Here is a 12487-nt window from a genome sequence, read left to right on the forward strand (position 1 = left end):
GGGCCGCGTGTGATCTTTGCGCAGCAGCGCGGCTTCAAATCGATTAAGCTGCACGCCTCCTCGCGACCATCCTCGCCGTGCCCAGCCCGATTCCTTCCGGACCCGCCTCCGAAACCGCGCATCCGGCGCCCGCCGGATCGCTGCGGCGCGACAACGCCCTGCTCGGCATCGGCATCATGCTGCTGGCGACGATCTTCCTGTCGGCGGGCGACGCGGCCTCGAAATATCTCGCCTCCGAGAACGTGCCGGCGCTGCACATCGTCTGGCTGCGCTACACCACGTCGGGACTGATCCTGCTGGCGATCGTCGCCTGGCCCGGCACGCGGATTTCCCTGCGGACGCGCCGCGCCGGCCTGCAATTGCTGCGCGGAATCGGCCTGATCGGCTCGTCGGTGCTGTTCGTCTCGTCGCTGAAATACCTCAAGATCGCCGATGCCACCGCGACCAGCTTCGTCGCGCCGCTCTTCGTCACGGCGCTGTCGATCCCGTTCCTGGGCGAGAAGGTCGGCTGGCGGCGCTGGCTGGCCACCGTCATCGGGCTCATGGGGGTGCTGATCGTGGTCCGGCCGGGCGGCAGCGGTTTCCAGCCCGCCTCGCTGCTGCCGGTCTTCTCGTCGCTGAGCTGGGCGTTCTCGCTGATCGTGACCCGGCTGATGAGCGGGACGGAGAACCCGGTCGCGACCATCACCTGGTCGACCCTGTTCGGCGCGCTCGTCTCCACCTTGCTGCTGCCGCTGCACTGGGTCGAGCCGAGCTGGACGATCGCCTGGGTCGGCCTCTTCATCGGCGCGGTCTCGACGGCGGGGCACTGGCTGGTGATCGTCGCCTTCCGCTTCGCGGCCGCCTCGCTGCTGGCGCCCTTCTCCTATATCCAGCTCTTCTGGGCCTCGCTGTTCGGCTTCCTGCTGTTCGCGACACTGCCGGATCTGTGGACCTGGGCCGGCGCGGCGATCATCGCCGGCTCGGGCCTCTACACGGCGCATCGCGAGCGGGCACGGGCGCGGGAGGTGACCGGGCGCGCCGGGTGAGGGCGTCAGGCCCGGCGCTTCACGCCGTAGCGGGCGAGGAACATCGCCATCGCCTCCTCGACGACATGGTCGATCTCGGCCTCGTCCGGCGGGGTGCGGACGGCGTTGAACAGGCGCGGACGGGTCAGCGTCGACTGGCACAGATCGATGAACTGCACCGCCGCGAGCCCGGTATCGGCGATCGGCACCAGCTTGCCCTCGGCGACCATGCGATCGAGATGGCGGGCGATCAGCCTCGTCCCCTGCATCGGGCCGTTCTCGTAGAAGCTGCGGCCGATATCGGGCATGCGCTCGGCCACGCCGATGACGATGCGGTGGGCGCTGACCGCGAATTCGTGGGTGATCATGCGCACCAGGCAGCGGCCGAAATTCGCCAGCGCCCGCACGGGGTCGGCATCCTGGTCCAGCGCCTCGAAGGCGCCGCGCTTCTGCGTTTCCCGCTCGCGCTCGATCAGCGCGACGAAGAGATGCTCCTTGTCCTGGAAATAGACGTAGAGCGTGCCCTTCGAGACATTGGCGGCGGCCGCGATGTCGTTCATGCTCGCGGCGTCGAAACCGCGGGCCGTGAAGACCTGATAGGCGCCGTCGAGAATCTGGCGCCGCTTTTCGGGGTCCGTTCCGGCCGCCCGCCGGTTGCGCCGTGCCGGTCCGGAGACCGGCGTCATCGTGTCCGTCATGATTGTTCCGCCGGCAGGCCGGCCATTCAAAATAATCGAACCGCCCAGTTCGACTTCACTTGATATGCAATATCGGCGGCGCTATTTCAAGCGCAATCGAACCATGCGGTTCGAATTGTTCTCATCAGGATCACCGATGTCCGCCGAGATCACGGAAAAGCGCCGCGACCGCCTGAAGCTGGTCGACCCGGCCCTCGAAACCGCCAGTCCCGCCGAGGCGCGCCAACCCGCCGAGAGTGCCGAGGCCGCTCCGCCGGACGCGGCGCAGCCGCCGGCGAAGCGCAACACCCTGCGCCGCGCCGGGCTGATCCTGGTCGGGGCGGCCGCGATCGGCGCCGGCCTGTGGTACGGCATCGACTGGTGGCGCAACGGCCGCTTCATCGTCTCGACGGACGACGCCTATGTCGGGGCCGAGATGGCGACGGTCTCGGCGAAGCTGGCGGCCAACATCGCCACGGTCTCGGTGGTGCAGAACCAGGAGGTCAAGGCCGGCCAGCCGCTGGTGACGCTCGACGACGGCGACTGGCGGATCGCGCTCGCCAGCGCCCGGGCCAAGACCGCGACCGCCCGAGCCACGCTGGCGCGCATCGACAGCCAGATCGAGGCCGGGCGCGCCGCGCTGGCGCAAGCCAAGGCGCAGCAGAGCTCGGCTGAGGCGGCCGTCACCCGCACCAGCGCCGATTACGAGCGCGCCAGCAGCCTGGCCGCCAAGTCCTACGGCTCCCAGGCGACGCTCGACGCCGCCACCGCGGCGCGCGACCAGGCCGTCGCCGCGCTGGCCAGCGCCAAGGCCGGCGTCGTGCAGGCGGATGCCAACATCAAGGTTCTCGAGGCCCAGCGCGTCGAGGCCGCCCGCCAGATCGACGAGCTGAAGGTGGCCGAGGAGAAGGCCGAGCGCGACCTCTCCTTCACCCAGGTCAACGCCCCGATCGACGGCGTCGTCGCCAGCACCAATGTCCAGCTCGGCGACCTCGTCAGCGCCGGCAAGCGCCTGATGTCGGTCGTCCCGCTCGACCAGGTCTATGTCGACGCCAACTTCAAGGAGACGCAGATCGCGCCGCTGAAGATCGGCGACCGCGCCTCAGTCACGGTCGACGCGCTGCCGGGCCAGGTCTTCCACGGCACGGTCAGCGGCATTGCCGGCGGCACCGGCTCGGTCTTCACCCTGCTGCCGCCGGACAACGCGACCGGCAACTTCACCAAGATCGTGCAGCGCGTGCCGGTGCGCATCGCGCTCGACCGCGAATCGACCAGCAAGCATGTGCTGCGGCCGGGCATGTCGGTCGTCGTCTCGATCGATCCGCGTCCCGCCGCCCAGCGCTGACGCTGCAAGGAGGCCGTCATGGCCACCGCGACCATCGCCGCCGGGCCGGCCGCCAAGCCGGCCGAGGACGCGATCCCGCTGCGCCGGATCTTCGCCTTCATGGCGATGGTCTTTGGCATGTTCATGGCGATCCTCGACATCCAGATCGTCTCGGCCTCGCTGGCCGAGATCCAGGCCGGCCTGTCGGCCTCCTCGGACGAGATCGCTTGGGTGCAGACGGCCTATCTGATCGCCGAGGTGATCATGATCCCGCTGTCGGGCTATCTCAGCCGGGCGCTGTCGACGCGGGTGTTCTTCTCGATCGCGGCGGCGGGCTTCACCATCTCCAGCGTGCTTTGCGCCACCGCCTCCTCGATCAACGAGATGATTCTCTGGCGCGCCATCCAGGGCTTCATCGGCGGCGGCATGATCCCCGGCGTCTTCGCCGCGGCCTTCACCATCTTCCCGCCCTCGAAGCGGCCGGTGGTCTCGCCGCTGATCGGCCTCGTCGCGACGCTCGCCCCGACGATCGGCCCCACGGTCGGCGGCTATCTCAGCCACGCCTTCTCCTGGCACTGGCTGTTCCTGGTCAATGTCGTGCCCGGCATCGGCGTCACCATCGCGGCCTGGACGCTGATCGATTTCGACAAGCCCGACCACAGCCTGATCAAGCGCTTCGACTGGGTCGGGCTCGGCGCCATGGCGGCCTTCCTCGGCAGCCTCGAATATGTGCTGGAGGAGGGGACCCGGCTCGACTGGTTCGAGAGCGAGGAGATCGTCGTCTTCTCCGTCGTCATGGTGGTCGGGGCGGTGCTGTTCTTCTGGCGCGCGTTGACCCGCGACGAACCGCTGGTCGACCTCTACGCCTTCAAGGACCGCAACTTCGCCTTCGGCTCGCTGTTCTCCTTCTGCATGGGCATCGGGCTCTACGGGCTGACCTATCTCTATCCGGTCTATCTCGGGCGCATTCGCGGCTATGACGCGCTGATGATCGGCGAGACGATGTTCGTCACCGGCCTGTGCATGTTCTTCACCGCGCCGGTCGCCGGCCGGCTCTCGGCCAGGCTCGACCCGCGCGTGATGATGATGATCGGGTTCAGCGCCTTCGCCCTCGGAACCTGGATCGCCTCCCGGATCACCGCGGACTGGGACTTCTACGAGCTGCTCTGGCCGCAGGTGCTGCGCGGCTGCGGCCTGATGCTGTGCATGGTGCCGATCAACAACGTCGCGCTCGGCACGCTGCCGCCGCAGCAGCTCAAGAACGCCTCGGGCCTCTACAACCTGACCCGCAATCTCGGCGGCGCCGTCGGCCTCGCCATCATCAACACCCTGCTGAACACCCGCACCGACCTGCACATCACCCGGCTGCACGAATGGGTCGCGGCCGGGCGGCAGGTCGCGGAGGAAGCGCTCGCCAACACGACCCAGCGCTTCGGCGATTTCGGCGACGCCGCCCAGACCATGGCGCTGGCGGTGCTCAACCAGCGCGCCCACAAGCAGGCGCTGGTCATGGCCTTCGGCGACGTCTTCCTCGGGCTCACGGCGATCTTCGCCGCCCTCGTGGTGCTGTCGCTGTTCCTCAGCAAGCCGAAGCCGGCGCCGGCCGGAGCGGGCGGCGGCGGCCACTGAGCGGAGCGGCGGCCGCGGCGGATCCGCGCGGCGCGCACCGCCGCCGCCACGCCCGGTTTCCGGCGTCCACGACCGGCCGGCGCCGGTGCATAACGTTGCGCTGCTGCGCGATGTCGCAACCCGCGCGATTGACATTTCCGCTCCGGCAGGCCAAATATGGCAGTAATATCAGTAGTTTAGATGACTTCTAAACTACGCGGCCGCAAGGCAGGCAGCGTGGAAGGCGTTCTAGATGGGCATTCTGGCAAGCAAGGATCGGGAGCAGGCTGTCGCGGCGGAGCATATTCCGTGGCCGCAGAAAAGCCCGGCCTCCTGCCCGATCAGCGCGGTGAAGGCGCGGCTGCGTTCGGCGGGGCTGCGGCCCACGCGCCAGCGCATGGCTTTGGGCTGGCTGCTCTTCGCCAAGGGCGACCGCCATGTCAGCGCCGAGATGCTCTACGAGGAGGCGCTGCGCGCGCGCGAGCCGCTGTCGCTGGCGACGGTCTACAACACGCTGCGCCAGTTCTCCGAAGCCGGCCTGCTGCGCCAGGTCTCGGTCTCCGGCCCCAAGACCTTCTTCGACACCAATGTCTCGGAGCACCACCACTTCTACAATGAAGAGGACGAGACGGTGACCGACATCCCCGGCTCGACCATCCATGTCTCGGGCCTGCCCGAGGCGCCGGCCGGGATGGTGATCTCCTCCGTCGAGGTCATCGTGCGGCTGCGCAGCGCCGATGGCGAAGAGGTGACCACGAGCAAGCGGGTGGCGGGCCATCACGCGTGATCGTCTGCTCCTGCAACGTCCTGTCCTGCCGGCAGATCAGGGGCACTGTCGGCCCTGACGGCAGCGGTCCGCGCACGGCCGGGGAGGCTTACGACTGCCTCGGCTGCAGCCCGGATTGCGGACGTTGCGCGCGCGAGGTCCGCGCGATTCTGGCCGAGGCCCGCGCCGCCTGCGCGAGCCAGTGCGATAGCTGCGCCAGCCGTGACATCGAATGCGCCGTCCATGTCAGCGTCGGACGGATTCTCGAAGGCATCACCATTTCCGAAGACGCCGCCCAGGCGGCCTGAGGGGCATCGGCGGACCGGCGCAACGCGCGCCTCCGCTTCATCCCCGTTTTGCTCTTCCCTTTCGCTCCGCATCTCTCTACATTAGGATTATTCTAATGTGGATCGCGAGGAGCGGCGCCATGAAGGGCGACAAGAAGGTCATCGAATATCTCAACCGGGGGCTGCGTTCGGAGCTCACCGCGATCAACCAGTACTGGCTGCATTACCGGATGCTCGACAATTGGGGGCTGAAGGAGATGGCCAAGACCTGGAAGAAGGAATCGATCGAGGAGATGGTCCATGCCGACCGCTTCGTCGACCGCATCCTGTTCCTCGACGGCTTCCCCAATCTGCAGACGCTGGACCAGCTCCGCATCGGCGAGAACGTCAAGGAAGTGATCGAATGCGACCTCAAGGCCGAGGTCGAGGCGCGCGCGCTCTATCAGGAAGCGGCGAAATATTGCCGCGAGGTCGGCGACTACCCGTCCGAGGACCTGTTCAAGGCGCTGATGAAGGACGAGGAAGGCCATATCGACTTCCTCGAGACGCAGCTCGACCTGATCGGCCGCGTCGGCCTGGAACTCTACACCCAGAAGCATATCGGCGGTCTCGAAGGCGACGACCACGAGCATTGACGGAGGCCGGGCCGGGGCTCGTCTCCGGCCCATCCGTCCGGCGTGCGCCTCGGGCTGCCTTCCGACGGCGCGCACGCCTTGCCGCTCCGTGAGACCGGAGACGGGATTTCGGCAAGACGGCCGTGCTGACGTTTCCGCTATGCCCTGCGGAACAGAAACGGGTCCGCTCCCGTCGTTCCGGCTTGGGACCGAGACCAGCGGCCTCGCGATCGTCGGATCGATTCCGGGACGCCTCGGGGCGCAGATTTGGTGCGATTCTTCGGGAATGTGTTCGCGGACGGATTGCGCCTGCGGGGGAGGGGCCAAGAAAAAGGGCCCGCCATGGGCGGGCCCTCGATGGTTTCGTCTCGGACGAATCCGATCAGATGAAGCTGATGTTCGAGGCCTCCGGCCCCTTGCGGCCGGCGCGGATCGAGAAGCGCACGCGCTGGCCGTCCATCGGCGCCTGCAGGCCGCTGCGGCTCAGCGAGGAGACGTGCAGGAAGACGTCGGGCCCGCCCTTGTCGGGAGCGATGAAGCCGAAGCCGCGATCCGAGTTGAAGAACTTGACCGCGCCGTCGAAGGGACCCTCGACGGGGCCGCTGTCGCGGTCCTGGAAGCCGCCGCCGCGGGGGCCGCGGTCACGGTCCTGGAAGCCGCCGCCGAAATCGTCGCGCGGCGCGCGCGGGGCAAATCCGCGGGGCGCGGCCGGCGCCGTCTGGGTCGCGGTCGTCGGGTCGATCTCGTGGACCGCGACGACCTGCAGGCCGCGGCGGCCCTCGCCGAGATCGGCGACGATGGTCGCGCCGGGCAGCAGGTCCTGCTGGTCCAGCGGTCCGATCGCCGAAATATGCAGGAAAACGTCGCCCGAACCGTCGACGGGGGAGGCGAAACCGAACCCCTTCTCGGGGTCGAACCACTTGATCTTGGCTTCGATATTTTCGTGCGTGACGAAAGGCTGAGCAGCGGGAGGCTTGCGACGATCGAACATGGAGCTTCAGGTATGAGTGACCGGGAGCACGCAACTTAGCTCATGCCGGGCGCGCCGTCATCGGGGGCAACGCGAAATTATTACACGACAATTCACGTCATAATAGTGCTTTTTTCCGCGCCGTCCCCAACTGGAGTGGCGGCGGTCGTCATGCGTCTGATGCATGATGCTCTGCAAATATTGCCTGTTTTTTCGGCCGTTCTGGCAAAAATGCCGCAGCTCGACCTCTTGCAATCGCCGCAATCGGGGACGATCTGAAGCGCGTATAGGGAAGAACGCCTCCTGTTCGATGGCGCCGCGAGGCGCCGTTCGGGAGATGAGAATGACTCGATCGACGAAAGCCCGCGGCAAGGTCCGCCACGGGGAAATCCGCAGGCTGTGGCTCGCCGAGCGCGACCTGTTCCGGGAACATCTGCTGCGGCTCGACCCGCTGACGCGGCAGCAGCGCTTCGGCACGGCGGTGAACGACGCCTTCCTCGAGAACTACGCCGCGACGACCTTCGGGGTCGGCGGGCTGGTCTATGCCTATGTCGAGGACGGGGTGGTGCGCGGGGCGGCGGAATTGCGCGGCCTCGACGACATCATCGCGCAGACCGGGGAAGCCGCCTTCAGCGTCGAGACCGAATGGCGCCGCAGCGGCATCGGCAGCGAGCTGTTCGCCCGGCTGATCACGGCCGCGCGCAACCGCGGCATCCGGACGCTCTACATGACCTGCCTGCCGGAGAACGCCGCGATGCGGCGGCTGGCGCACAAGTTCAAGGCGGATCTGGTCGGCGGCTATGCCGATATCGAGGGCGTGATCGCGACCGGCGGCCCGACGCCCTTCACCATCCTCGACGAGGCCCTCGACAATGCCAAGGGCTTCGCGACGCTGGCCCTGTCGCTCCAGAAGGCCTTCTGGCCGACGCGGCTGCTCGCCCGCGCCATGGGGGCATAGGCGACGCCTTCACGCTCGCCTCGCTCCGTCGGCCCGGCGAGCGATCTTCCTGCCCGTTTCAGCGATTGAGCGACAGCGCGGCGCCGGACTTCGTCACGGCGCCGTCGAGCGCATTGCCGCTGGTGGCCCGCAGCCGCGCCGCCACCGTGCCGCCCTGCTGGTAGAGATAGACCTCGCCGTCGCGATAATCCCAGGCCGTGATCTTCTGCAGGTCGCGATTGGCGCAGCCCGAGGAGCTGGCGCGGTAGAGGTCGAGCGTCGGCGCGCTCGAGAGTTGGATGCGGCAGGTGCCCCCCGTCGCCTCGCGCGCCGTCCAGCCGCCGATCACGTTGTCGCGCGTCGCGGAGGGGCGGGCCGGGGCGGCCGGGCTCGGGCCGAGGCCCGCGACCTGGTTGTTGCCGGGCGCGGTGGGAGCGGAACCCGGCTGTCCCATCGGCGGCTGGCCCTGGCCGGGCGGCACGCCGCCGGATTCGAAGAAGGGATCCTGCCCCGGAGCGCCGGGAGCGGGCGCCGGCGCGGAGGCGGCGGGGTAGCCGCCCGGCGGCGGCAGCGGCTCGGAGGTGACGGGCGCGGAGGCCACCGGCGGGGCCGCGGGCAAAACGGGCTGGCTGTAGGAGGGCGGGTTCATCACCGGGCCGGAGAAGCGCTGCGAGCCGGCGCAGGCCGTCAGGGCCAGGAGCGGAAGCAGCGCCGTCGCTTTCAGCGTCGGAATGGCGGTTTTCGTCGTCGTCATGCGGCGCGGTCCCGATCGATGCAATATCAAGCCAATATCATAAAGCCATCATGAACGCGGCATGAGCATGGTCTAGCCCAAGCGCATCCGCTTGCGAACCCGCGAAGCCCGGTCTGGTTCCGCTCGCGCGGGGCGGGCATAGTGCGGCCCTTCGGAAGGACCGCCATGACGCCGCTCGACCCCGCCACCATCGCCCCTCCCTTCGCCCGCTACAGCCACGGCATCGCGGTGCCGGCGGGGTGGCGCCTGGCCGTCTGCTCGGGGCAGCTCGGCATCGCCGCGGACGGCGCCGTGCCGGAGGATGTGCGGGCGCAGGCCGATCTCTGCTTCGCCAATATCGCCGCGATCCTCGCCGAGGCGCGGATGACGCTCGCCGATATCGTGCGGGTCAACGCCTATGTCACCGATCGCGCCCATATGAAGGGCTATATGGAATCGCGCGATGCCCATGTCGGCACGCCGCCGCCGGCCTCGACCCTGATGATCGTCTCGGGCTTCACCCGGCCGGAGTTCAAGGTCGAGATCGAGGTGATCGCGGCCTCGCCAAATCCGTAGGCGGCGGGAGCGCGACAAGACGGCGATTCCGCCGCCGCGGGAGGGCGGTGCCGGAAGGGGCGGCCCCTCCCGGCGGACGCGCCTGCGGGCCCGGGCCGGCTCAGCCGGCCTTGCGCCTGTTCTGGCGGTTGGCGACGAGGTCGTCGACCACGGCCGGATCGGCCAGGGTCGAGGTGTCGCCCAGCGCGCCGTGCTCGTCCTCGGCGATCTTGCGCAGGATGCGGCGCATGATCTTGCCCGAGCGGGTCTTGGGCAGGCCCGGCGAGAACTGGATCAGGTCCGGCGAGGCGATCGGGCCGATCTCGCGGCGCACATGGGCGACGAGCTCCTTGCGCAGATCCTCCGACGGGCTCTCGCCGGTCATCAGCGTGACATAGGCGTAGATGCCCTGGCCCTTGATGTCGTGCGGGTAGCCGACCACCGCGGCCTCCGAGACCGCGGGATGCGCGACCAGGGCCGATTCGACCTCGGCGGTGCCCATGCGGTGGCCCGAGACGTTGATGACGTCGTCGACGCGGCCGGTGATCCAGTAATAGCCGTCGGCGTCGCGCCGGCAGCCGTCGCCGGTGAAGTACTTGTTCGGATAGGTGGCGAAATAGGTTTCCTCGAAGCGCTTGTGGTCGCCATAGACCGTGCGCATCTGGCCCGGCCAGCTATCGGCGATGACGAGGTTGCCTTCGCAGGCGCCCTCGAGGACCTTGCCCTCGGTGTCGACGATCTCGGGCCTGATGCCGAAGAAGGGCCGGGTCGCCGAGCCGGGCTTCAGCCGGGTCGCGCCGGGCAGCGGCGTGATCAGGATGCCGCCGGTCTCGGTCTGCCACCAGGTGTCGACGACCGGGCAGCGGCCCTCGCCGACGACGCGGTGATACCACTCCCAGGCTTCCGGGTTGATCGGCTCGCCGACCGAGCCGAGCAGGCGCAGCGAGGCGCGGCTGGTCTTCTTCACCGGCTCCTCGCCGGCGCCCATCAGCGAGCGGATCGCGGTCGGGGCGGTGTAGAAGGTGTTGACCTTGTGCTTGTCGATGACCTCCCAGAAGCGGGAGATCGTCGGATAGGTCGGGATGCCCTCGAACATCAGCGTCGTCGCGCCGTTGGCGAGCGGCCCGTAGAGGATGTAGCTGTGGCCGGTCACCCAGCCGACATCGGCGGTGCACCAGTAGATGTCGCCGTCATGATAGTCGAAGACGTATTGGTGGGTGATCGCGGCATAGACGAGATAGCCGGCGGTGCTGTGCAGCACGCCCTTCGGCTTGCCGGTCGAGCCCGAGGTGTAGAGGATGAAGAGCGGGTCCTCCGCCTGCATCTCGGCCGGCGGGCAGTGGCCCGAGACCTTCTCGGCCTCCTCGTGGTACCAGAAGTCGCGGCCCGGCTTCATGGTGACGTGGCCGCCGGTGCGCCGGACGACGATGACGGCGCCGATGCCGCCCTTCACCTTGTCGTCGGCGGCGTCGACATTCTTCTTGAGCGGCACGGCGCGGCCGCCGCGCAGGCCCTCATCGGCGGTGATGACGACCCTGGAATCGGCGTCCTCGATGCGGTTGGACAGGGAGTCCGGCGAGAAGCCGCCGAAGACCACGGAATGGATGGCGCCGATCCGCGCGCAGGCGAGCATCGCATAGGCCGCCTCGGGGATCATCGGCAGGTAGATGGTGACGCGGTCGCCCTTCCGGACGCCATGCGCCTTCAGCACATTGGCGAATTTGCAGACCTCGGCATGGAGCTGGCCATAGGTGATCGTCCTGGACTCGGCCGGGTCGTCGCCCTCCCAGATGATCGCGGTCTGGTTGGCGCGGGTGGCCAGGTGCCGGTCGACGCAGTTGTAGGCGACATTGGTGGTGCCGTCCTCATACCATTTGATCGAGACTTCGCCCGGCTTGTAGCTGACGTTGCGGACCTTGGCGTAAGGCTTGAACCAGTCGATGCGCCGGCCATGCTCGCCCCAGAACGTGTCCGGGTCCTTGATCGAGGCGGCGTACATCTCCTTGTACTGGGCGTCGGTCACCCAGGCCTTTTCCGCCCAGGCTGCGGGCACGTCGTAGATCGTTTCGGACATTTGCAGGCGTCTCCCCGGATAGGGTCTTGTGTCGCGTTCCCGTCTCCGCCGCGACGGCGGGCGCGGTCCCGCTCCTTTGAATTGGGTGCATCATAGGATGCGCGTGCGGCGCGGCAAGCGCTTCGCGCTCGCACTTTCGTGTCACAGACTTTCGGCGGTGCGCGCCGGCGGCCGGAAGGCGGTCCGGAAGACGGCCTCATAGGCCGCCCATCTTGCAGACGATGTCCCATTCCTCGTCCGTCACCGGCTGCACCGAGAGGCGGAAGGAGGTGACGAGGGACATTTTCGCGAGCCGGGGCTCGGCCTTGACGGCGGCGAGGGTCACGGGCTTCGGCAGCGGCTTCACCGCCCTGAAGTCGACCAGCACCCAGGGCGGGCCCGCCTCTTCCCAGGGATAGGCTTCGCGGATGACCTCGGCGATGCCGACGACCGCGAGCCCTTCGTTGGAATGGTAGAAGAAGACCTGCTCGCCGCGCTTCATCGCCATCAGGTTCAGCTTGGCGGTGTGGTTCTTCACCCCGTCCCAGCGGGTTCCTTCCGCGCCGGCCTTGACCTGGTCGTCCCAGGACCAGACCGAGGGTTCGGATTTGATCAGCCAGTGAGCCATCAGGCCTCGTCCTCCTTGAGCGGCACCGGCGGCTGCGAGGCCGCCTCGCCCTGTTCGTTCCAGAAGCGCACCATCTCGCGCGTCAGCGCGGCGTAGTCCTTCGGCTCCAGCTCGACGCGGACCTCGCCCTCGCCGAAGGGCAGGATCAGCACGAAGCGATGCGTGCCTTCGGCCCGGCGGCGGCGATGCTGGATGACCGGGCCGGCGATCCGGCCGGCGAGCGGCACCGGGCCGCTCTCGGCGATGAGCTCGGACCCCGTCGTCTTCTTCACCTCGGCGATGCCGCGCGCGATGCGCTTGCCGAGATCGGAGAGGTCTCCCGCCATGG

The 12487-nt window shown here is 68.3% G+C and carries 14 protein-coding genes; 8 read left to right on the top strand and 6 right to left on the bottom strand.

Annotation, left to right across the window (positions count from 1 at the left end; translation table 11 throughout):
* Positions 1 to 77: 77 nt before the first annotated feature.
* Complete coding sequence (locus ACWH43_RS03205) at positions 78 to 1028, top strand: DMT family transporter (protein ID WP_260349734.1); 951 nt, start codon at positions 78 to 80, stop codon at positions 1026 to 1028.
* 5 nt (positions 1029 to 1033) lie between these two features.
* On the opposite strand, the gene ACWH43_RS03210 is transcribed toward ACWH43_RS03205, so the two are convergent.
* Entirely contained in the window at positions 1034 to 1705 is a 672-nt protein-coding gene (locus ACWH43_RS03210; protein ID WP_158446445.1) for a TetR/AcrR family transcriptional regulator, read from the bottom strand.
* Between the two features lie 136 nt (positions 1706 to 1841).
* Between ACWH43_RS03210 and ACWH43_RS03215 the strand changes: the two genes are divergently transcribed.
* From ACWH43_RS03215 to bfr, 5 genes are all read left to right on the top strand, one after another.
* The gene (locus ACWH43_RS03215) at positions 1842 to 3029 is read left to right on the top strand and encodes an HlyD family secretion protein (RefSeq protein WP_158446446.1); all 1188 of its coding nucleotides are present in this window, start codon (positions 1842 to 1844) and stop codon (positions 3027 to 3029) included.
* A gap of 18 nt (positions 3030 to 3047) precedes the next feature.
* Positions 3048 to 4637 (top strand): DHA2 family efflux MFS transporter permease subunit, encoded by a 1590-nt coding sequence (locus ACWH43_RS03220; RefSeq protein WP_158446447.1) that lies wholly within the window; start codon positions 3048 to 3050, stop codon positions 4635 to 4637.
* Positions 4638 to 4869: 232 nt separating this feature from the next.
* On the top strand, positions 4870 to 5403 hold the full coding sequence (gene irrA, locus ACWH43_RS03225) for an iron response transcriptional regulator IrrA (protein ID WP_158446448.1): 534 nt from the start codon (positions 4870 to 4872) through the stop codon (positions 5401 to 5403).
* Complete coding sequence (locus tag ACWH43_RS03230) at positions 5400 to 5690, top strand: (2Fe-2S)-binding protein (RefSeq protein ID WP_260349736.1); 291 nt, start codon at positions 5400 to 5402, stop codon at positions 5688 to 5690. Before irrA ends, ACWH43_RS03230 begins: the two co-directional genes overlap by 4 nt.
* A 119-nt stretch (positions 5691 to 5809) precedes the next feature.
* Positions 5810 to 6304: a bacterioferritin gene (gene bfr / locus ACWH43_RS03235; protein ID WP_158446449.1), complete on the top strand. Its 495-nt coding sequence runs from the start codon at positions 5810 to 5812 to the stop codon at positions 6302 to 6304.
* Positions 6305 to 6665: 361 nt separating this feature from the next.
* Here the strand turns inward: bfr and ACWH43_RS03240 are convergent, their stop codons facing one another.
* Positions 6666 to 7274 carry a cold-shock protein gene (locus tag ACWH43_RS03240; RefSeq protein WP_158446450.1) on the bottom strand — a complete coding sequence of 203 codons (609 nt, stop codon included), beginning with the start codon at positions 7272 to 7274 and terminating at the stop codon, positions 6666 to 6668.
* Positions 7275 to 7596: 322 nt separating this feature from the next.
* On the opposite strand from ACWH43_RS03240, the gene ACWH43_RS03245 reads away from it, so the two are divergent.
* Positions 7597 to 8211 (top strand): GNAT family N-acetyltransferase, encoded by a 615-nt coding sequence (locus tag ACWH43_RS03245; RefSeq protein ID WP_260349739.1) that lies wholly within the window; start codon positions 7597 to 7599, stop codon positions 8209 to 8211.
* 58 nt (positions 8212 to 8269) lie between these two features.
* On the opposite strand, the gene ACWH43_RS03250 is transcribed toward ACWH43_RS03245, so the two are convergent.
* Positions 8270 to 8944, bottom strand: a complete 675-nt coding sequence (locus tag ACWH43_RS03250; RefSeq protein WP_158446452.1) for an AprI/Inh family metalloprotease inhibitor — start codon at positions 8942 to 8944, stop codon at positions 8270 to 8272.
* Between the two features lie 165 nt (positions 8945 to 9109).
* On the opposite strand from ACWH43_RS03250, the gene ACWH43_RS03255 reads away from it, so the two are divergent.
* Positions 9110 to 9499: a RidA family protein gene (locus ACWH43_RS03255; RefSeq protein ID WP_158446453.1), complete on the top strand. Its 390-nt coding sequence runs from the start codon at positions 9110 to 9112 to the stop codon at positions 9497 to 9499.
* Positions 9500 to 9599: 100 nt separating this feature from the next.
* Here ACWH43_RS03255 and acs read toward each other — a convergent pair whose 3' ends face one another.
* The 3 genes from acs to ACWH43_RS03270 form a co-directional block, all read right to left on the bottom strand.
* Positions 9600 to 11552: an acetate--CoA ligase gene (acs, locus tag ACWH43_RS03260; RefSeq protein WP_158446454.1), complete on the bottom strand. Its 1953-nt coding sequence runs from the start codon at positions 11550 to 11552 to the stop codon at positions 9600 to 9602.
* 196 nt (positions 11553 to 11748) lie between these two features.
* The gene (locus tag ACWH43_RS03265; protein WP_158446455.1) at positions 11749 to 12159 is read right to left on the bottom strand and encodes an EVE domain-containing protein; all 411 of its coding nucleotides are present in this window, start codon (positions 12157 to 12159) and stop codon (positions 11749 to 11751) included.
* Positions 12159 to 12485 (bottom strand): hypothetical protein, encoded by a 327-nt coding sequence (locus ACWH43_RS03270; RefSeq protein ID WP_158446456.1) that lies wholly within the window; start codon positions 12483 to 12485, stop codon positions 12159 to 12161. The genes ACWH43_RS03265 and ACWH43_RS03270 overlap by 1 nt, the downstream gene beginning before the upstream one ends.
* Positions 12486 to 12487 lie beyond the last annotated feature (2 nt).

The organism is Allobosea minatitlanensis (assembly GCF_964020775.1).